At 45.6% G+C, this 20,958-nt stretch carries 18 protein-coding genes; 6 read left to right on the plus strand and 12 right to left on the minus strand.

Features of this window, described 5'->3' with window-relative positions:
- A partial coding sequence (locus AB6E08_RS10285; protein ID WP_372159877.1) for an IS5 family transposase occupies nt 1–383 on the minus strand: 383 nt, incomplete at its 3' end.
- Between the two features lie 30 nt (nt 384–413).
- A complete protein-coding gene (locus AB6E08_RS10290; RefSeq protein WP_372159886.1) occupies nt 414–557 on the minus strand; it encodes a hypothetical protein in 144 nt (47 codons plus the stop codon).
- Between the two features lie 261 nt (nt 558–818).
- Between AB6E08_RS10290 and AB6E08_RS10295 the strand changes: the two genes are divergently transcribed.
- Complete coding sequence (locus AB6E08_RS10295; protein ID WP_135384781.1) at nt 819–1,298, plus strand: hypothetical protein; 480 nt, start codon at nt 819–821, stop codon at nt 1,296–1,298.
- A 140-nt stretch (nt 1,299–1,438) separates the two neighbouring features.
- On the opposite strand, the gene AB6E08_RS10300 is transcribed toward AB6E08_RS10295, so the two are convergent.
- The 5 genes from AB6E08_RS10300 to AB6E08_RS10320 form a co-directional block, all read right to left on the minus strand.
- A complete protein-coding gene (locus AB6E08_RS10300; RefSeq protein WP_102249532.1) occupies nt 1,439–3,592 on the minus strand; it encodes a TonB-dependent receptor in 2,154 nt (717 codons plus the stop codon).
- A 604-nt stretch (nt 3,593–4,196) separates the two neighbouring features.
- The gene (locus AB6E08_RS10305; RefSeq protein ID WP_372066024.1) at nt 4,197–5,153 is read right to left on the minus strand and encodes a GntR family transcriptional regulator; all 957 of its coding nucleotides are present in this window, start codon (nt 5,151–5,153) and stop codon (nt 4,197–4,199) included.
- 281 nt (nt 5,154–5,434) lie between these two features.
- Nucleotides 5,435–7,432 (minus strand): Fe(3+)-hydroxamate ABC transporter permease FhuB, encoded by a 1,998-nt coding sequence (gene fhuB / locus AB6E08_RS10310; protein ID WP_372066027.1) that lies wholly within the window; start codon nt 7,430–7,432, stop codon nt 5,435–5,437.
- A complete protein-coding gene (locus AB6E08_RS10315; RefSeq protein WP_372066030.1) occupies nt 7,432–8,343 on the minus strand; it encodes an iron-siderophore ABC transporter substrate-binding protein in 912 nt (303 codons plus the stop codon). Before AB6E08_RS10315 ends, fhuB begins: the two co-directional genes overlap by 1 nt.
- Before the next feature lie 17 nt (nt 8,344–8,360).
- Complete coding sequence (locus AB6E08_RS10320; RefSeq protein ID WP_017104133.1) at nt 8,361–9,128, minus strand: ABC transporter ATP-binding protein; 768 nt, start codon at nt 9,126–9,128, stop codon at nt 8,361–8,363.
- Between the two features lie 101 nt (nt 9,129–9,229).
- On the opposite strand from AB6E08_RS10320, the gene AB6E08_RS10325 reads away from it, so the two are divergent.
- The gene (locus AB6E08_RS10325; protein WP_372066033.1) at nt 9,230–10,486 is read left to right on the plus strand and encodes an MFS transporter; all 1,257 of its coding nucleotides are present in this window, start codon (nt 9,230–9,232) and stop codon (nt 10,484–10,486) included.
- A gap of 101 nt (nt 10,487–10,587) precedes the next feature.
- Here AB6E08_RS10325 and AB6E08_RS10330 read toward each other — a convergent pair whose 3' ends face one another.
- Nucleotides 10,588–12,303, minus strand: coding sequence for an amidohydrolase (locus tag AB6E08_RS10330; protein ID WP_372066036.1), 1,716 nt, complete (start codon nt 12,301–12,303; stop codon nt 10,588–10,590).
- A 322-nt stretch (nt 12,304–12,625) separates the two neighbouring features.
- On the opposite strand from AB6E08_RS10330, the gene AB6E08_RS10335 reads away from it, so the two are divergent.
- Nucleotides 12,626–13,156 carry a lipocalin family protein gene (locus AB6E08_RS10335; protein ID WP_372066039.1) on the plus strand — a complete coding sequence of 177 codons (531 nt, stop codon included), beginning with the start codon at nt 12,626–12,628 and terminating at the stop codon, nt 13,154–13,156.
- Between the two features lie 127 nt (nt 13,157–13,283).
- On the opposite strand, the gene AB6E08_RS10340 is transcribed toward AB6E08_RS10335, so the two are convergent.
- The gene (locus AB6E08_RS10340) at nt 13,284–13,658 is read right to left on the minus strand and encodes a hypothetical protein (RefSeq protein ID WP_004736313.1); all 375 of its coding nucleotides are present in this window, start codon (nt 13,656–13,658) and stop codon (nt 13,284–13,286) included.
- Nucleotides 13,659–13,736: 78 nt separating this feature from the next.
- Nucleotides 13,737–14,042, minus strand: coding sequence for a monooxygenase (locus tag AB6E08_RS10345; RefSeq protein WP_004736312.1), 306 nt, complete (start codon nt 14,040–14,042; stop codon nt 13,737–13,739).
- A 156-nt stretch (nt 14,043–14,198) separates the two neighbouring features.
- On the opposite strand from AB6E08_RS10345, the gene AB6E08_RS10350 reads away from it, so the two are divergent.
- Nucleotides 14,199–15,110, plus strand: a complete 912-nt coding sequence (locus AB6E08_RS10350) for a LysR family transcriptional regulator (RefSeq protein ID WP_372066043.1) — start codon at nt 14,199–14,201, stop codon at nt 15,108–15,110.
- Nucleotides 15,111–15,153: 43 nt separating this feature from the next.
- Here the strand turns inward: AB6E08_RS10350 and AB6E08_RS10355 are convergent, their stop codons facing one another.
- The gene (locus AB6E08_RS10355) at nt 15,154–15,768 is read right to left on the minus strand and encodes a TetR/AcrR family transcriptional regulator (protein ID WP_004736309.1); all 615 of its coding nucleotides are present in this window, start codon (nt 15,766–15,768) and stop codon (nt 15,154–15,156) included.
- Nucleotides 15,769–15,986: 218 nt separating this feature from the next.
- Here AB6E08_RS10355 and AB6E08_RS10360 point away from each other — a divergent pair, with 218 nt between their 5' ends.
- Nucleotides 15,987–17,102, plus strand: coding sequence for an efflux RND transporter periplasmic adaptor subunit (locus AB6E08_RS10360; protein WP_371727332.1), 1,116 nt, complete (start codon nt 15,987–15,989; stop codon nt 17,100–17,102).
- An 8-nt stretch (nt 17,103–17,110) separates the two neighbouring features.
- Entirely contained in the window at nt 17,111–20,209 is a 3,099-nt protein-coding gene (locus AB6E08_RS10365; protein ID WP_372066046.1) for an efflux RND transporter permease subunit, read from the plus strand.
- A 108-nt stretch (nt 20,210–20,317) separates the two neighbouring features.
- Here AB6E08_RS10365 and AB6E08_RS10370 read toward each other — a convergent pair whose 3' ends face one another.
- Nucleotides 20,318–20,806, minus strand: a complete 489-nt coding sequence (locus AB6E08_RS10370; RefSeq protein WP_372066049.1) for a hypothetical protein — start codon at nt 20,804–20,806, stop codon at nt 20,318–20,320.
- Between the last annotated feature and the right edge of the window lie 152 nt (nt 20,807–20,958).

Below are 20,958 nucleotides of genomic sequence, written 5' to 3' on the forward strand. Positions count from 1 at the left end.
CCATAAACCTTAAGGCCAGTTGCATCAATGGCTAGGTGTTGTATCGCTCCTCTCGCTTTAGTCTTAAATGAGACCTCAACTTGCTTGGCTCTACGACTGATGCAGGTGTAATGCGGACAACTTAACGGCACATGGGCTAACCTAAATATCGAGTCGATAAATCCTTGCAGCGCTCTCAGTGGCATAGAAAAAACTCGTTTCACCATGAGTGCTGTCGTAATAGCTAAATCACTGAACCGACGTGGCCTCCCGCGCTTATTCTGTTTGCTTTGCGCCCACCCACTTATTGCTTCTTCATCGATCCAGAAGGTCAGAGAACCACGGTTAATGAGCGATTGGTTGTATTGCTTCCAGTTGGTTGTTTTGTAACAAGGTTTAGGCATAAGGCTACGAGAGAGAGTGGTGGTAGCTGATCAGATCGTAGGTTCTTGATTTAGTTCCATTGAATTACGCAACAAAGCCGTGATCAAGTTATCCTCGATGAGGACTGATACGCTCTCGATTAAGTTGTTATCAACACCGTTAAATACGTTCACGTTAGTGATTAGCTTTTTCATAGTCTGCACCTTTTGGAAATGAGTGTGTGTCGCTGATGGAGTCATCATATGGGGGCAGCATTTGAAGAATGGCCATTTGGTGACAGTGATGAATTGGGTGTGTTTTTGCTATTGCTATAAGAGAAGGAAGGGGGATTTCTGTCGAATCATTAATTTGAATAATGATTATTGGTGGTGTCACAAAATGGTAAGTTTTGCTCCTTTTCGAGCGCTAAGATGTATTTCAAATCAAGGCGACTTATCAAATTAGAGAGAGACAGAATGACTAAATCAGACAAAGTTTACGGGTTCAACACACCACAACGTCTGTTTGTAGGTTACACGTTAGCTGTGCTGGTGGACTTAGTGGTACTTAACTTTTTCGATGAGTACTGGGACTTCGTCAACATTGAGTCTTTCACTATTTCTTTGATAGCAGCGTTATTACTGCAGTTATTGTTGAAGCTCTCTATTGGCTTAGAGCACAAGATTGCTGAGCACTTCAAAAGTAAACCGGGTACCGCGCCTAAGGTTTATCGCGCCATCACGACTTACATCATCTTGGTGGGTTCAAAGTTCGTGATGCTAGAAGCGATTAACCTTCTGTTCGGAGATAAGGTGAGTTTTACAGGCCCTTGGGGCGGTGTAGTGGCGTTCTTCGCCGTGGTATTTACGATTCTGATTGCTGAAGTAATTGTATCGAAGATCTACTTTGCGCTTGATGATAAACAAGAATCAAACTTGAAAGAAAAGACAGCTTAAGCATAAGTAGAGTTAAACATAGGGGAGTTCGGAATGAACCCTCAATTGAAAAGGGTTGGCATGTTTGCCAACCCTTTTTGTCTTTTAGCTATCCCACACTTTAGAGTAAGCGACTAATTCAGCTTATGCAGACCGATTAATTAGTACTTAACTTGGTAGTTCAGAGTGTAAGTACGGCCGCGGCCTTTGTAGTCATACGCTGCTGAGTCGTAATGAGACGAGTAAAGGATTTGAGCACGTTGACCCCAAACAGTGGTGTAGTCTTTGTTCAGTAAGTTTTGAATACCAAAACCTAGACTACCGACAGGAAGCTGATACGTACTCACTAGATCAAACACGGTGTAGCCATCAAGTTTGTTTTTGTCGTCTTCGTAATCAAACATAGTTTGGCTTTGTACTTTTACAGATAGGTCTGTGTCATACCAACCTGCCCAAGCACTTGCTTTAGAAGTACTTGCACTTCCTGCAGATACATCTTTCCAACCGTCGTTACCTTTCACTTCAGAGGTGACGTAGTGACCAGAAGCGCCCAGTTGAATGTTGTCATGTACCCAGTAAGAAGCCATCGCCTCTAGCCCGTACACTCGCTTTTTGTCATTGATGTTTTCAATCAGCAATGTCTTTCTGTTGTACTTCACTGATTTGTCAGATTGTGAGTAATAAGCCGCGGTTTGCAAGCTTAGCTCGCCAGTATCAAGGCGGTAACCTAACTCGAAACTGTTGGTTTTGATACCAGACATTTTTGAGTCATTAACGTTGATGCTGTCGTTGAGTTTCCAGTGATCACCAACGAGCTTGTAGCTGCCTTGTCCGTAGTATTTAGCTGGGTCTGCAAGGTCGAAACCTTGCGAGAAGTTTGCCCAAACTTGAGACTCGTTATTAAGGTGGTAGATCGTACCTAGGTTAAATAAGCCAACACCGTAATCAGTTTCACCACCTGGTACTGCGTCTGCTGTTTTGCCTTTACCAGCAGCAATTTTCTTCTGCTGGCTGTAGCCGACAAAATCATCAATCTTGTTAGAGATGTATTGGTAGCGGAATCCACCTTCCACCGTCCAATCATCGGTGATCGCATAGTCAGATTGTATAAAGCCTGCGATAGAGCTGACTTTAACACCTGCATAGCGACCCACTTGTGCATAGGTCTTGTTGACTAAGTTGCCTGAATTGTTCGCAATGGTGCGATCGTAAAGCGCTTGATTGCTATCAAGCTGATCTTGATACGCATCGATACCATAAACAATATTGAACTTATTGAAGCTCTTAGCCAGTGCTGTTTTTAATGAAATAACATCGGTAATTTGTTGACCAGAAGATTGGAAGTAAGGCGTGTAAGTTTGGTCTTCTTTACGGTATGAAGCTTCAGCAATAAACTGATGCCCAAGGAATTGATCATCGACGTAAGAGGCGCTCAGCATGATGCGCTCAGTTCCGTGTTCGCGATCCGAGTAAAACCCTTTACGTACGTCAACAAAATCGCGCCCGGTGATGTATAGACCGTAAGGAGAGTTTTGCTGGCTATCGTAATATTGTGCTAGGAAGTTGAGCTTTTTGGTCTCAGACAGGTTCACGCCGACAGTTGTCAGGAAATCTACCGTCTTGTTGAACTGCAGTGAGCCTTGTGAAATGTCAGGAGTAACAATATCGCCATCTGCATCGAATACACCTTGTGTCTCGGTGTAAACCACAGAAGAGCGAGCTTGAACTTTGTCGTTACCGCCAGAGATAGATTGACCGACTTTGTAATCGAAATCTTCACCTGAATTAAAGCCCGATGAACCACCGACATAAGATTCGAATTCTAACTCTTCACCTTGTGCTTTTTTGGTGATGATGTTGATGACACCACCAGAAGCACCGGCACCGTAGATAGACGTTGCACCCGATAACACTTCGATGCGATCAATGTTAAATGGGTCGATTGAATCTAAGTGGCGGCTGATTTGGCGAGAGGATTGCAATGATACGCCATCAATCATAACGAGCATTTTACGGCCACGTAGATTTTGACCATAGTTAGTACGAGCGCCGCTGCTTACATCTAAAGAGGGAATACTCGCCGATAGAATTTCACCTAATGATTTACCACCACGGTATTCCTGTTCGATTTTATCTGCGTCGATGTACCAAACTGTTCCCGGAATATCGCTGATCGCTTTTGGTGTTCGGCTAGCGACAACCACCATGTTCTCTTCGGTTGTGTATTCTTGTGCTTGGGCTGTAAACACTGTGCTTGCTGCGACAATCGCTAGCGTAACGGTGGAAAGCTTGAAACTTCCTTTTTCGGTTTTCATTTTGTTCTCAATCTTGATCAATAAAAGGCTGCACAAAGACTCATATTTGTGCGATGACTTTGTTTTTTATAAGTAAACAAGCGTTCATCTTTACTGGTTAGTAATAAATGAAGCCTCCTAAATTAGAAAAGAGGTTAACAGTGGTCACTTACTTATGGCCCCAAACATACTCATCTCGATATCTTTCAAGCTGGTATACGTTCGCATTCACGCCACCTAAGCGGTTACTACTTCAATAGTTAAAGTACGAAGTATTATCGTTAAGTTTATCAATTCTAAATAAGAATCATTATTATTGTGTTTTTGTTGCGAAAATACAATATGAAAATGCAATTTTATTTTATAGATTTGGAAACACTTGTTTGCCGGGGGGGGGAGTCACTCGGGCGGAACAGAACCAGTGCCTTGTTCCGCAAGTGTTTATGCGTGTGTGAACCATATAATTCAGAAGGTGTGAAAGTGCAGGTATTAGGGCCTGTTGATCTTTTGAACAAAATTTAACAACGAAAGGTAAACAGGCCCTCGTGTGTTCATGAAGTCAGAATGGCATTTTCGATGGTAGAAGGACACGATAAGGGCAGCCATGATTTGACTGCTCACGTAGTTAACTTTTTTTTGCAATGATGCTGTTGATTAAACTTTCTCGCTGCTCCATAGAGACCGTCATTACGTCGTTGTAGGTGCGTTTCATGACTCGAATGTCATTTTCCAGTAGCTGAGCTAATTTTGTCGAGGCCGTTTGATTGTCACCTTCTAGCACCAATTCGATGATCTCTAGGCGACGCTGGCACGATTTAGTGACCGAAGATTGAATGTGCATCGAGACGAGATCGGTCGCTTTACGTAGGCGATTATGTTGTTGCATGGTGCTCAATAAGAAGCGATTTCCTGAACATGCGGCAAGTTGCTCGTGAAACTCGGCACTGAGGCTAAAGAGTTGACTGGCGTTGACTGATTCTGGGGCGTTAATCGCTTGAGCATGGCGATCTCGGCAGCTTTCAATTGCACTGTTATCAAGTGTCCATGTTGGTTCGAGTAGGCCTGCAGGCTCGAAAATGAGTCGACAGCGATAACTTTCGGTGTGTCTTTCTAAGGTGTTCAACACACCATCAAGCTGCCATTTGTATCCTGGACTGCGACGAAAAATACCATCGCTTTCTAACAGGCGCAGTACGCTTTGCATCTCACCACGGTTGGCATCATAACGTTGTTGCAGGTCTTTCTCGGAAAACGACTGACCTAACTCACTAAAAAATAAATCCATGAGTACGCGCAGGTATAATTGTTCTTGGCGAGGTTGTTGGTCGTTGTCTTGGCCTGAAATTTCGATATCTGCCGCATCGGTTTGTAATACAGACCCTTTATAAGGGACGACTTTAGTGATGCCTTGCGCTGACAAGTGTTTTAGCACCGCTCGAATAGGGCTTCTTGATACTTCGAATTGCTGCGCCAAAGATGATTCGTTTAGGCTGCTTCCCGCTTTCGCGTTGTCGGCTTTTAGCCTCGCGATGACCTTGAATAACAAATTTTGTTGGAGCTTTGTAATTGTCGTTGTGTCCATGACGCTCAGAGTATGTGTTTAATCTTGATTCCATGGTAAACACAAAAAGGCTTAAATACCATAAATTGTGTTTTTGTAACCAAAAGACAATGTTAATCGACCTGTTGCAATGGATAGGTTGGTTGGTAATTTAGCGGTTCATAGGGAATTGATCGGTTAGTGATAGCTTTGTTGGCAAGTGTGTTGATGAGTGGGTAAGAAGAGAGCCCGCTTAAAGCCTCGACTTCAAATAGAGGCTTCAAGCGGGGCTTTAAGCGGAGAAAGTGACTTCTCGTGTGTGCTTATTTTCTCATTAGATAGAGGAAGTAGCCGCCACCAATCAGAGAGGCTAATAGACCTGCAGGGAACTGCCAAGGGAACCATAGCGTACGACCAATCCAGTCGGCAGCAACCATGATGATAGCGCCTAATAATGCTGCAGTGAGCATTTGAGGAATCGCGCGATATTGGTGAAGCGAACGCGCCATGTGCGGCGCCAATAATCCAATGAAACTTAATGGCCCAATGACGATGGTGCACAGAGTTGTTAGTGCCGCGACTAGCAAAAGCAAAGCCAATCGAACAGCGGTTGTGTTCATACCTAGGCTGCTTGTGGTGACGTCGCCTAAGTTAATCAGCTCTATCCAGCGATTCAAAGACAGCGCCACTGCACTGATGATGGCAACCCCAACGGCGAGCAAAATGACATCTTGATTCGCGACTAAATAAGTCGAGCCTGAAAGCCAAGTGAGGAGCGCGGTTGCATTTTCATTGCCCGAGCTCATTGTGATGCGCAGGAGAGCGTCGAGCCCTGCACTTAGCGCGATGCCCGTTAACAAGGTTTGCGTTGGGGCGAAATTGTGTTTTCTTCCCATCAACCAAACCACGGCAGTCACTGAAGTTGCGCCGAGTGTACCAAGCAGCATTTGCTCTTCTCGGCCGACTGCAGTGCCAAATAGTGTGCCGAGCACTAACGCCAGAGCAGCCCCTGAGCTGATCCCCAATACTTCGGGGCTCGCCATTGGGTTGTTTGAGATGCGTTGAATAATCGTGCCTGCAAACGCAAGCCCGATCCCTGCCAATAGCGCGACTAATACACGTGGTAGACGCAGATCGAATAGCGATGAGTTGAGTTCAAGATTCCAACCGAACTGGTTTTTACCTACTGTAAGAGCAAGAACACACATTACCGTCAATAGCACTGACATCGCGGCCAGTACTTTACGCGTACTGACGAATTTGTAGTGCTCAATGGTTTCACTGCGGTTTTTGAGATCGGACTGCAGCTTGGTACGTTGCAGTAACCACAATAAGAAAGGAGCACCCAGTAGCGCCGTCATTGCGCCGGTAGGGAGCAGTTCGCCACCGAAGCCAGAGAAGGGCTGAATCACTAAATCCACAATCAATAGAATGAAGCTGCCTACCAACCCACTGACCAGAATCTGTTTCGCGAGTGCTCTTACACCGATAAGCCTAGCGATAGCAGGAGCCACAATGCCAACGAATCCGATTAAGCCTACTTCACTGACTACGGCTGCAGTAATAAAAATCGCCAACGATAAGCAAAGCAATTTGATTTGTTTGATGTTTACACCAAGTGAAGTAGCGACATTATCACCAAATTGCAGCGCTGATAATGGACGCTGTAAAACCAGTAATAACAGCGTCGGGATCGAGACTAAAGGTATGAGAACCTGCACGCTCGACCAATCATTCTGATTCAGTACACCGGCACCCCAAAGAAAAATACTGGTAAGCCGTTGTTCATGCAGCATGAGCAACATGGTGTTGAGTGAGCCTAAAAATAGGCTGACCACCATACCGGCTAACACCATGTGTAATGGTGAAAAGCCTCGTGCAGAACTTAAGGTAAAAACTAAGCCTGTTGCAAGGCAGCCCCCGATGAAAGCGGGAATAAACCCTGGAATTGCTAGGTTCGCAGGAATTAAAAGGATCCCTAATACCATGCCGAGTTCTGCGCCCGCAGCAACACCCAATGTGGTAGGTGAGGCAATGGGGTTACGCAGTACAAATTGCATCACACACCCAGCGACTGCCAGTGTAAAACCACAAATGAGAGCGACGGTAAGCCTAGGTAAATAGGTGAGGTGAGTAATCAGATGCTGATAATTTGAAGAATCAAAGTGAAACAGCGTATCCCAAATCAAGCCAACCCCTTGCGAGTAAGGAGCGGTAATTTGCAGTAGCGAGCTGATCAACAAAACAGCAGCGACAGGTAGTGCCGCTGCCTTGGTATTGAATCGCCCGGTGACGGTTTTTTCGATCTTTGCGGTAGCCATTATTTTTGGATAAGCAGTTCGGTAATGTGGTCACTAAACCTTTGAGCGGCGATTAGCCCACCGAAGGTCCAGATGGTAGGAAGTTCGTAAACGGAGTCTGTACGCGTAAACGCCATCGCTTGCCAAAGAGGGGATTGAGTCAGTTTCTTATGCTCTTCTTCCGTTAGCGGGCCAAAGATCATCACATTCGTCTGTTGGTGTTCAGCGAGCCTTTCAGTACCTGTAGTGGTAAAACCCCAGAGGTTTGTCTGCTCTTGCCAGTCGTTTTTAAGGCCCATGCTGCTTATGGTGGCTTGCGCTAATGAACCTTGGCTATGAATGCGTAAGGTTTTGCCGTTGATAAAGCGTGCAAAAATCAGTGGTTTGTCTGAGTTGCCTGCGGCACGTATTTTTTCACCATTATCGCTTAATCTCTTGTTTGTCTCATCAATCACTTGTTGGGCGCGTTGTTCTTTGTTAAATAGCTTGCCTAAAGAGAGGGTAACCGAAGTTGCGGATTCAAGAGGTTGTTTCTTTTTGCTGTAGACACTGTAAACCAAGACAGGTGCGATTTTATTGAGCTGGTGGTAGGCCGCCGCCATATGCTCGCTGATTAAAATGACGTCAGGTTTGAGTTCTGTTAGCAGCTCTAGGTTTGGTTCTCTTCGAGATCCCACATCTGTCACGTCTGCATTTAACGCAGGTTTTACCACCCATTGCTGATAACCTTGTGCGTCTGCCACACCTTGCAACTCAACGCCTAGGCTTAATACAGTTTCGGTGAGTGCCCAATCTAAAGCCACCACTTTTTTAGGTGTAGCATCGAAAGAGGCACTGCCCATTTCATGTTTGATTTCTAGTGCGTGAACGCTCTCTAGAGCAAGGGCGTTGAAAGCTAATACTGTGAACAGCATGGTGATGAACTTTTTCACAACAGGTTCCTTTTGATTTAAGGGATGTAGCTGATAGGTTGCCCTGTCTCAGGGTGTTTAAAGAGCGCAAGCTCCATTCCGTAGATTTGCATCAGTGTTTCTGGCGTCATCAAATCTTTAGGCGAACCGGAAGCAATCACTTTTCCAGAATGAAGCGCAATCAAATGGTCACTGAATTTGGCGGCCATGTTGACATCATGAAGCACCATGATCACGGTTAAGCCGAGTGACTGATTAAGCTCTCTGATTAAAGCGAGCAATTCATGCTGGTGCGCGACATCGAGTGCTGAGGTTGGTTCATCAAGCAAAATACATTGGCTTTGCTGAGCAAGCAGCATGGCGACCCAAGCTCTTTGTCTTTCTCCGCCGGAAAGTGTCGCGACAAATCGGTCAGAAAAGGCGTTAAGGCCAACTTTCTCAATCGCTTCGTCTACGATGGCATAATCATCTTTGCTGTAACGTCCAAATGCGCCTTTCCATGGATAACGGCCAAAGCAAACCAGTTCACGAACGGTCACGCCATCAGTAATCGGTGGGTGCTGCGGCAGGTAGGCGACTTGGTGTGCAAATTCAAGGTTACTGTATGAGGCGAGTGGTTGCTCATTGAAGAAAACGTCACCTTCTGTTGGCGTATTTTGTCGACTTAACAGTTTAATGAGTGTCGATTTGCCACATCCATTATGACCAAGCAAGGTGGTGATCTTCTTTGGTTCAAAGGTCAAAGTCGTTGGCGAAAGGATTTTCTTACCGTCGATTTCGAACGAGGCATTGGTAAGTGTGTACATAATGCAATATGAAGTTGAGTTATGGGCTGCTAGCCGCTAATGTAACACAGTGAAATCAAAATGATAATTATTCGCTAAATCAATCTATTTATCATTGTAATATGCTCGTGCCCACTACGAACCTACCAACCTTATCTAGCGCCTTCGATATTATGTCTGTGATACAAAATAAAAAATTTCAACTATTGGCTATTGGTCTTGCTTCGGCTCTTATGGGAATTGGGCAAAACGGCTTACTCGTTTCCCTGCCTTTTCTTGTGGAACAGTCTGCATTCAGCTTGCCTACGTGGTCGATTCTTATCGCAATAGGAAGCATATTATTTCTGCCGTCTGCGCCTTTTTGGGGAAGGCAGAGCGACAAATATGGACCTAAACAAGTCGTCATTCAGGCATTGGTAGGCATGGCCGTCAGCTTTGCTTTTTTGTGTTTTTTTGCGATGAATAGTGACCAAGAAAAGGCGCTAGTGTTTTGTTTGATCGGACTGGTGGTGGCGCGAATAATTTATGGTTGTACGGTGTCTGGAATGGTGCCCGCGAGTCAACATTGGGCGATATTGTTGTGTGGTGAGAGAAACCGTTTACAGGCTATTACTTCGGTGAGTCTTGGCCTAAGTGTTGGTCGATTAATTGGGCCTTTGGTCTCCATTTTAGCGTTAAAGTTATCGCCTTTTGCTCCCCTGATCGTGATGATCTTTTTGCCGTGTGTTGCTTTACTTGTCACGATGTTGTTACCAACCCCTAAAGAAGAAACTCGGAAGGCAGAAGGAATAGGGCAAGCACCTTGGTTACCGAATAAAACATTACTGCCTTTTTTATCTTGCGGGATGTTGTTGTGTGCCGCAGTCGCGTTGTTGCAATACAGTTTTTCTCCACTTATCTATTCGATCACCCGTTGGCCTACCGATCAAATAAGTGACACGATCGGGATTCTTTTGACTATCAGTGCTGCCTGTACTTTTGCTACTCAACTCTTGGTTATCAAAAAAGAAAAGCTGACACCGTTTGTTATGTACCGTTGGGGGGCATTGGGTTTGCTTGTCGGCTTTGGAGTGTTCTTGATTCCCAGTATGTGGGCGTTAGCTGTGGCGATGGTACTGACAGCGATTGGCGCAGCGTTGCTTGTTCCTGCTTACACGTTGTTTGCCACTGAAAAGCAAAGTGGTACACCGGGCGCAGCCGCAGGGTACATCGCTATGTCTCATACTCTAGGCTATGGCGTCGCTTCATTACTTGCGTTTACTTCAACCTTGAACCCTCAGTATCCCATCTACTTATGTGGGCTTTTTTCTCTACTGATTTTCGCGACGACTTATGTTGTAAAAATAAAGGGAAATACCAAGCTCGCTGAGCAAGCTTAATCTTATATTTCCCCTGATACTTTTTAGTGAATCAATTGGAAGTGAGCTAACGGATAGCAAATTAACTGGTAGCAAACGGCTTTGTGTCGAACGTTGGTTTGCTAATTTATGTCTTTGAAAGCAGCGTCTTCGAAAACCACATCCCCTCTTAACACTGTCATCAACACCTGAGTCTTGGCTATTTGTCTTGCCGATACTGTAGTGATGTCTTTGTTGAGAATCGCGAAGTCCGCTGATTTTCCAACCTCAATAGACCCCGTGACGTCTTCGATACCAAGGCTCTTTGCTGCATTGAGCGTGTAAGCGTCGATAGCTGTGTAGATATCAGTTAGGCCTGTTTTACCCATGATTAAGCTATTTGCGATTCCAACTAGAGGGTTGATGTCGTGTACGTTCCAGTCACTGCTTAGGGTGATATTGGCATCAGTCTTAAGTATCGCGTCTAAGTTCATCATGGCTTTGGCGCGGCGAGCACCAAGGAAAGCTTCGGCCCATTGGTGTTGATGTTTGGCTACGTAACCGGAACCGACTTGGAAGTCCGCCGAGACATTGAGCTGCTTGAAGCGGGGAACGTCTTCATCATTGATTAACTCTATGTGAGTTAGGGTATAAGGCTTTTGCGAACCTTGTTTACGCACGCTTTCTATCGCATCAAGAGATTCACGAACGGCACCATCACCAATCGCATGAACGTGCGCACTAAAACCGATTTTATCGAGCGCGGTTAGCCACTCTTTCATCTGTGCTGGTGGAATGTAGTTTAGGCCATTGGGAGACTGTGGCAGATAGGTATCTAAATAGGGCGCGAGTGTTTTTGCTGTACCGTTAATGAAGATGCCATCGCTGTATATTTTTACCTGATCGACGAGCAACAGACGGCTTTTATCATCGGAATACATCTTCTCGAAGACTTCTAATTGAGAGGGTATCGCCATTGATGGGTAAACCCAAGGGCGTAATGACACGCGAGCCGTCAAATCTTGGTTTTGCTCCGCTTCTAGCCAAACGTCATACCAGCCTCGTTTCCAGTACATCCGGCCGTCACCGATGGTGGTAATGCCGTGCGCAGCGGCTTCTTCAAGACCGAACATTAACCCTTGGTAGCTTTGTTCAAAGAGCTCGCTTTGGCTGTTCCACGCCATCTCCATAATTTGGTCGCCAGCGTTATCTAATAAGATGCCATTGAGCTTGCCGCTGTCTTGGTCTTTTAAATAAGCGCCACCTTGTGGATCAGGAGATTGTTGGCTTATTTTGGCTATTTTTAAGGCTTTTGAGTTGACCCACATAGAGTGAGAGGTTTGCTCCATAAGCACCACGGGGCGATCAGGGAAGATACTGTCGATGATCTCAAGTGGTGTGTATTCAGAGTCGCTGTCGAGTGTCGACTCAAGAGAAAAGCCATAACCCATCAGCCAGCCTCGACCATTGGTTTCGGCATTGATTTTACACGCTTCTAAGTAAGGGATTTGCTCTTCTAATGTGGCTTCAGAGTCTAGTTCGCAATTGCCACCCAGCTCTGAGGCGGCTTCAAACACATGGTTATGATTATCAATGAACCCCGGCAAAACAAAGGCACTCTCCAAGTCGATGACATCGGTACTCTGACCTTGAAAAGATTGCGCCTGAGCGTGGTCACCGATGAAGATGATCTTGCCTTTATGGGTAACGATCGAGTCTGACTCGCGATGCCCATATATGTCGGCATTGGTAAAGATCTGGTCTGCGGTTAGGCTTTGAGAAAAAGCCGATGGCACAGAGACTAGGCTAGCGAATAATGCAATCCATGCAGTGCGTGGCAAAGTGAGCTTATTGTTCATTGTTATTTATTCCATGTTCCACTGTTTAGTAAGTATAGAAAGCGAGTGGTAAGAATCATATCGCGGATTTTTAATAATAAAGTGTCCATAGTTGCTCTCCTGATTAAGTTAACTTGCCGTATATTTTGCGGTGACTCCGACTCAATATCGAACATCAATGAAACACCATTGATTCATTCGCAGACTAAACAATTCACATAAGATTCTGAATAAATTACAGTTAGGTGAACTTTAAAAATGGATTTAACGTATTACCAAGGATGTAAGTTTATGTTTTCACAAGGCTTACTCGCATTACTAATAAAAACAAGCCGAGGTTAGGATGAAAAAAATATTATTGCTGCTTAGTGTGATTCTATTGGGTGGTTGCGTGGGCATGCCTGAAACAGTAAAGCCCGTTCAACAGTTTGAATTGGATAGATACTTGGGCAAATGGTACGAAGTGGCTCGTTTAGACCACTCGTTTGAGCGTGGCTTAGATAACATCAGCGCGGAATACAGCTTGCGTGATGATGGTGGCGTTAAGGTGATTAACCGCGGCTATTCGGCGGAAGATGGCGAATGGAACGAAGCGGAAGGTAAGGCGTACTTTGTCGAAGGCAGCGATCAGGGTTATCTAAAAGTGTCGTTCTTTGGCCCCTTCTACGGAGCTTATGTGGTGTTTGAGTTGGACAAAGAGAATTACCAATACGCGTTTGTTTCGGGCCCAGATACCGATTACTTATGGCTGCTTTCAAGAACACCTGAGGTTGCACCAGAGGTCATGGAGAGATTCAAAGCGATGTCGAAAGAGCGCGGCTTTAATACCGATGAGCTGATTTTTGTGGAGCATGACAATAAGCCTAGTTCTTGAGGAGAGTTCTAATGCTTGGCTCTTGAGAGCAGTTACATTAGATTGAAGAAAGGCACCGATGAGCAATTCACCGGTGCCTTTTTGTTTGGCTTTGTTCTTTGTGTTTGCTAGCTCGTTAAGTAAGTAACTAACGTTGTCGACGAGCCTGCAAAACACTGAGTACCGATAGTGAAATGAAGAATGCTGGGTCGCTCCAGCCAAAGCCAACAAAGATTCCTGTAAACGCCGCATACAATGTGATGATAGCGCCGAGCATATTCGTAACCACCAAACCTTGGATGAGCTTTTTAGCTGACACGCCAGGTTCAATGTCTCTAAGCAACCAGCTTATCGCTGCGATACCACCCAAAAAGATACTGGTGTGTTGAGAGAGAAAGTAAGCGTACTTATCATTAATTTCCACGCCGTACATGGGCCACATTACCGTTGGGATAAAAAACAGTGCGATGGCAAACCCTGCGTAAATAATGCCGTGTAGGCTAAGAAAAGTTTTGTTGTTCATTACGTATCTCTCTATTTATGACTTAGCGACTTAGCTATTCAGTATCTTTGTTGTCATTCAGCGAATGAACAAGTTCGATTAACCGTTGATTGGGCCTTTATTAATGGTAGTTAATGGCTGATTGACGTCAAAAATCACCCCACGTACTTCGTCGACACCCATCTGTTTAAGGCGAGCGCTATGCATCGCTAGGTACGTCTCTGCACTGAGTTGGTCTTCAAAAAGATAGACACCACCCCCCAGTTTTTCTGCTTCGTTTTCTGTCCAGATTTTCCAGATCATACCCGGTTCGTTGTTAATAGATTTTGCTAGGTCAACGAGTGCGTTCGACATCTCTTCACCAAATGGGCCGCTAAATTCAAAATCGACTTGTAATAATTTCATGGTTATTTCTCCAAACAGTTACTTGGTATTGCGCTGAGACTCATGGCCATTTCGCAAAACATAGGAGGCTTGATTGCCTGTTGAAATAGATATTACCTGTAAAAAACAGACAGAAAAGTTCATAATATAGTTACTAACTGTCAGGATTTTAGACCGATGAGATTGAAAACCACCCTCGACCAATGGCAAACCCTTTACGAGATTGACCGCGCAGGCAGTATTCAGGCAGCGGCACTGCAATTGAACAAGAGCCATACCACGCTGATTTATGCGCTGAGAAAATTGGAGGACCAATTAGGCGTGACTTTAGTGCAGGTGGAAGGTCGTAGGGCGGTCTTGTCGGAGGATGGGAAATCACTGTTACGCCGTGCGAGCAGTATGTTGGAACAAGCTCGCGAGCTAGAGTTGATCAGTGAACAGCTAGCGAAAGGTGTTGAGTCTGAAATTGTGGTTGCTGTTGATCACTTGTGCTGCCTTGAACGGCTTTATCAACAGATGGCTGCATTTTTGGCGGAGAACAACACCACATCGATACAAGTGATAGAAACGTCACTGTCTAAAACAACGGAAATGGTGACTCAAGAACTGGCTGATGTGGCTATCATCAACTTGCCTATTACTAATTATTCAGCCGAAGCCTTTGGTTTTACGATGATGGAGCCAGTAGTTGCTAGCTCACATCCGTTAGCAAGTGCCGTTTCAGTGTCGTTGAATCAACTGTCGTCTTTGCCGCAAATTGTGGTGCGAGATTTAGGTGCTCAAACTAGTCAAGGCAGCAAAAAGCAAGGGAACAAACAGGATGTGGGTTGGTTGAAGTCGAGTCAGCGTATTACGGTGGATAATTTCGACCATGCGTTTGGCGCAGTAGAGCAGGGAGTCGGGTATTGTCGACTACCAAAGCACATTGTTGAAAGTCGAGGAAGTGACAAGCTAATGGTGTTGAATGTCGAAAATGGCAGTGGGTATCACGTTCCGCTGCACCTGACTTTACCAAAAGGAGCCAAGACAGGCCCTGCTGCTAAACGTTTCTATGAGTTACTTCTTGAGTCAGCTTCAAATGCGAGCTAACGGCGACATGAACCTTGAACGATTAACTAGGGGCCTCGAACGATTAACGAGGCTGATTGCCGTTTAAGAATAGCGCGACACATTCGCGAGTGTAGTGAAGTCTTTCTTCTTCAGATTCTCCGCTATCGTGTCCGAAGAATCCCCAATATGCCGATTTGCCGTGAAACATCAGCAACAGTTGGCGTGCTGCAATAACTGGTGAGCTTGATGTCGACAGTGTGAGATCACCAGAGTCTATTTTCGACTGCAAATAATCAGCAAGTAACTTGGTGGTTTTCTGAGGGCCAGTTTCTAAATAGATAGAGGCGATCTCTGGATGCGTATTCGCTTGGCTAATGGCATTTTGGAAGGTTTGTCTAGATTGCTCATCAAGTAATAAATCCTGAAACTTCACACCAAACTTCACCAACTCATCACCCACCGCAGCATCCATATCAAAGGCTGCAGGGCTGAGTTCTCGCTCCGCACACTTGGTTTGCATGCAGGTTTCGAAAAGTTCGTCTTTGTTTTTAAAGTGAGAGTAGACCGTTTGCTTAGAAACGTTCGCTGCTTTGGCTATCTGATCCATATTGATCTTGAAGCCATGTTCAGAGAAAAGTTGGCTGGCTGCGGTTAAGATCTGCGATCTCTTCTGTTCACTCTTGATGATTTTAGTCACGTGCTTGCTTCTCGTTACCTAGTTTGTCTCGTTGCTTGGCGCCTGTTGGTGCTCAGTTCTATGTGTCTCGTTTTACGCTAAGCATTATGCTTTTTGTGATGGTTTTATCAATCATTAACGATGAAACTTATTTTTAACACAATCAAACTAGACAGTCTAGTTTGATTTGGTTAGTCTAAAAAAAGAACATAATTGAGTACCGCATAGGAACAGTACGTATGTATAAATTGATGAAGGGAAGCGCAGTGGCAGTGGCGTTGTCGGCTTTTCTTGTTGGATGTGGCGAAAAGGAACAAGCCCAAGAGTCGGTTGATTCAACCGCTGAAACGGCATCGAGCGTCCAAACCATTTTAACGGTGGAAACGATGGCCTTGGCGCTGTCTTCCTCTTATGCAGTTCAGCGTGAGTATGTCGGTGTGGTAAAGGCGGGTCAACAGGCTAATTTGGGTTTTGAATTGGCGGGCAAGGTCAATGAGATTCTGGTGGATGTCGGTGACACAGTCACAACGGGTCAGCCGTTGATTCGATTGGATACCCAACTTTTGGAAACCGAGTCTAGCCAACTGAAAGCGCAGGCTGAAGAAGTCAAAGCTCAATTGAGTTTGGTGGCTGCGAACCTTAAACGTCAACGTTCATTGAAAGCGAAAGGCTTCAGTGCCGAAGCTGAGATTGATTCGTTAACCAGTGAGCAACGCGTATTGCAGGCGAACTTGCTGCGTATTGATGCCTCGGTAAAAGGCAATCAATTGAAGCTGGTGAAATCGACAATTCGTGCGCCATATTCAGGGACCATCGCAACACGCTTTGTCTCGCTTGGAGATGTAGTGAATGTAGGGAATCCAACTCTTACACTGCTTGCCTCTGAAGGGAAAGAAGCCTTTATCGGTATTCCTGCCCATCAAATGAAAAAGGTTACTTCACTTTCCGCCCCAAGTATTCGCGTCGGGCGAGATGAATTCGCTGTGAGACTGTTGAATCCGGGCGCAATGGTCGACACACAGTCTCGCAGTGTCGGTTTGCGTTACTTGTTTCCTGAACAATCGTCGGTGTTAGAAGGGCAACTTGCCTATTTGAAATTTGATGAGCAGATTGATGACCAAGGCTACTGGGTGCCATTAACGGGTTTGATTGATGGATTGCGCGGTGTGTGGAACATCTTTGTGATTGGTGAAGACAACAAAGTTGAGCGCCGAAGTGTTCAGGTGTTGTTTGCCAACAATCAACAAGCGTACGTGAGTGGGGCGATTGAAGACGGTGAACAAGTGATTGCCAGTGGTTTACATCGTTTAGTTCCCGGACAAACCGTGAAGCCAGCAAGCGTGACTGCTGAATAGGGAATAGCATGAAAATCATAGAGACTATTTCCAACACTCGACTGCTTATCTTAATGACCGCACTGCTGATGGTGAGTGGTATTTCTGCGTTCATGACGTTGCCACGTGCAGAAGATCCGGTGATCATCAACCGTTACGCGAACATTACTACTAGTTTCCCCGGAGCCAGTGCCGAGCGTGTTGAAACCTTAGTTACTGAGGTTATCGAGAACAAGCTGCGTGAGCTGAGCGAAGTTAAACTCGTGAGCTCAACCTCAAGGCCGGGCGTGTCAATTGTTACGCTAGAACTTAACGACACCATCACCGAGCCTGAGCCGGTTTGGTCTCAAGCTCGCGACAAGCTATCTGACGTCGAATCCATTTTGCCTGCGGGTTCTCATTCTCCCGATCTCGACAGTGACCATACCTATGCTTTCACAACCATCGCATCTCTAACCTGGTCTGGCGCGGGTGAACCTGACCGATTAACACTCGGGCGCTATGCCAAAGAACTCGCTAAGCGACTAAGAACTTTGTCGGGTACTGAATTCGTTGATGAATACGGGATGCCACAAGAAGAGATTCAAATCAGTTTACGTACGGCCGATGCCGCTGCCTTAGGGCGTTCAAGTGCCAATATTGCTGAGTCGCTCGAAGGGGCAGACGCCAAGAACTCCGCCGGCGAGTTAGTGAGTGCTTATTCTCGCTTTGGCTTAGAAATTAAATCTGAACTCGATTCTATTGAACGTATTAAGCAAGTGCCAATAGCCACTGATAGCAAAGGTCACATCATCCGTATGGAAGACATTGCTTCTGTGAAACGTGGTGAGAAAACCCCACAAGACCAGATTGCCATTATTGATGGTGAGCCGGGCGTGATTGTCGCGGCAAGAATGCATCCTGATCTGCGAGTTGATAATTGGACGTCGCGAGCTAATGCTCTGATTGGCAAGTTTGAGCAAGAGTTACCAAGTAACGTTAAGGTGACCGTGCTCTTTAATCAGCAAGGTTATACCGAGACTCGCTTAGACGATTTAGGCAAAAGCTTGATGATCGGTTTCGGTCTGATCTTGATTGTTCTGTTTGTCACTTTAGGCGTGCGTGCCGCGATCTTAGTCGCCATTTCTCTGCCGTTAACCTCATTATTGACCTTGTCGATCATGAAAATGACCGGTGTGCCGATTAACCAAATGTCGGTGACAGGCCTAATTGTGGCGCTCGGTATCATGGTTGATAACGCGGTGGTGATGGTTGATACCATTCAAGCTTATCGTTTGAAAGGGCAACAACGAGCTGAAGCGACCATGAATGCATTGAAGCATTTATGGGTGCCGTTATTAGGTTCAACCTTAACCACCGTGTTGGCGTTTGCCCCGATTATTTTGATGCCGGGTGCATCGGGTGAATTTGTCGGTGGTATTGCGATTACCGTTTCTTTCTCGTTGATCGGCTCTTACATCATCTCGCACACCTTAATTGCGGGCTTAGCGACCAAGCTACTGCCGAAACAACTCAGTGATGTCGACAAGAAAGGGCAGCACCATTGGTACATGACCGGCCTAAGAATTCCGGCATTGACGCGCTGGTTCTCGTCTTCTGTCCGCTTTGGTGTCACGCATCCAATTATCACGATTGCTTTGGTGTTGTTAGTTCCATTCACTGGCTACTGGAGCATGTCTCAGTTGACTGAGCAATTCTTCCCGCCATCAGATCGAGACATGTTTGAGATTCAGGTATACATGCCGCCTCAAGCAAGCATTTATGCGACGAAAAATACCTCGGAAAAAATAGACGACATCATTCATCGTTACCCTGAAGTGGAACGCATTGATTGGCTAGTGGGCGCAAACTTCCCATCCTTCTATTACAACCTGCAAGCAAGGCAAAACAATGCGCCGTACTTCTCGCAAGCCATGGTGAAAACAGAGAACTTTGACCAAGCCAATGCGCTGATTCCTGAGCTGCAAAAGGTGTTAGATAAAGAGGTGCCGGAAGCACAAATCTTGGTACGTAAGCTTAACCAAGGGCCTCCATTTACCGCGCCAGTTGAGCTGCGTGTTTATGGTGAGAACCTCGATACTCTGAAAGCAATTGGTGAAGATGTTCGCTTGATTCTGGCAGGTGTCCCTCATGTCACGCACACAAGGGAAACCCTGCAACCGGGTACGCCGAAGGTGTGGTTGAAGGTCGATGAAGACACCGCAAAACTAAATGGTATTTCATTGAACCAGTTTGCTGGTATGTTGCAAACTACGCTGACAGGTCGTGAAAGTGGCTCGGTGATTGAGGGCAGTGAGTCTGTGCCAATCCGTGTTCGTGTGGCGGATGATGCGCGTGAGAACCTAGCGCACCTGAGTAATATTCGCTTGCCGATAAGCTCAGATGTCTATTCTACGGGTATCAATGTGTCTACTTTGGCTGAGCTTGAATTGACGACCAGTCGCGGCGCGATAACCCGCCGTAATGGGCAACGTGTCAATACCATTGAGGGTTATATTGAAGCGGGTGTCTTACCTCAAACCGTGCTCAATGAATTCCAAAAACGCCTAGAAAGCTATCAGATGCCATCGGGCTATACGATTGGTTTTGGTGGTGAATCCGCTGAACGAGATAATTCAGTCAACAGCCTCATCTCGAATGTCGCAGTCGTGGTGGTATTGATGGTGCTGGTGGTGGTGATGTCATTCAACTCGTTCCGAATGAGTAGCATCATCTTCATGGTAGCAGGATTGGCGGGTGGGCTAGGGTTGTTGTCGGTGTGGATTTTCGGTTATCCATTCGGATTTACGGTGATCATCGCGATGCTCGGGATTGCAGGTTTAGCGATTAACGCGGCCATTGTCATTCTGACGGAATTGAAACTCGATAAAGAGGCTTCATCAGGTAATGTGGATGCGGTGGTAGAAGCAGTGATGTCATGTACTCGACATATCAGTTCAACCACGATCACAACCGTTGGGGGCTTTATGCCGTTGATTATTGCTGGTGGCGGTTTCTGGCCTCCATTTGCGGTCGCGATTGTCGGCGGTACCGTGTTAACCACCCTTATCTCGTTCTACTTTGTACCTGTGGTTTATCACTTGATGACTCGAAATCAGCGAAAAACCATCGCAACTCAAGCGGCATAACTGTTTTTCAATTTAACGTCTCTTCAATTTGGCTACTCTTTAATTGCCCATAATCGAGCCGTATCTGGCTCGATTATGGTGTTGTTATTCTCGATAAATTCATTCCAACTACCCTTCAAAAATATCACTAAGCCAATCTTCAAGTTGCTCTCGTTTATTTTGTGGGCCATTGATGATCACCAAACCGTTTAGTGTCGCGTGATCCCAAGATATGGTGCCAGTAGCTAGCGCATCGAACACATCGAGTTCCGTAATCAGTAATAGATCTTCCTCTGTAGGCAAAGTATCTCGACCTGACACATCGACACCTTTCTCAAGTTTAACTTGGCTGTAATGACCTTTAATTGCTTCGAATAAGTTGAACTCAATTTTGCTTGGGTGGGGTTTCGCAAGCGCAGCCTTGATGGCAAAGAGTCGAAAATGATCCGGTTTATTGAGGTTGTTGAATTCATCGTCTTGTCTGGCTGTGATGACGTTGCCAAAGACTTCTAGTGAACCGGGCTCTGTCACTAAACTAAATCCTGTATCTTGGTGAAGACCACAAGCGAAAGTTAGGGAAGATGTGAGTGAAAGAATGAGAGCAAATCGTTTTAGCATGTGTGAACCTTAAACGAACTAGGGCAGTTTTCTTACTTCAACAATAGATCGAGATTGTTGAGTGAAGGTTGCGAACTGTACCAATAAATAAACGATAAAGGGACCACAATAGGTCCCTAAGTTATCGGCTGGCCATCCTTAGCATGCCTTTG

It is taken from the genome of Vibrio sp. 10N.247.310.24 (assembly GCF_041467175.1).
Classification (GTDB): Bacteria; Pseudomonadota; Gammaproteobacteria; order Enterobacterales; family Vibrionaceae; genus Vibrio; species Vibrio tasmaniensis_A.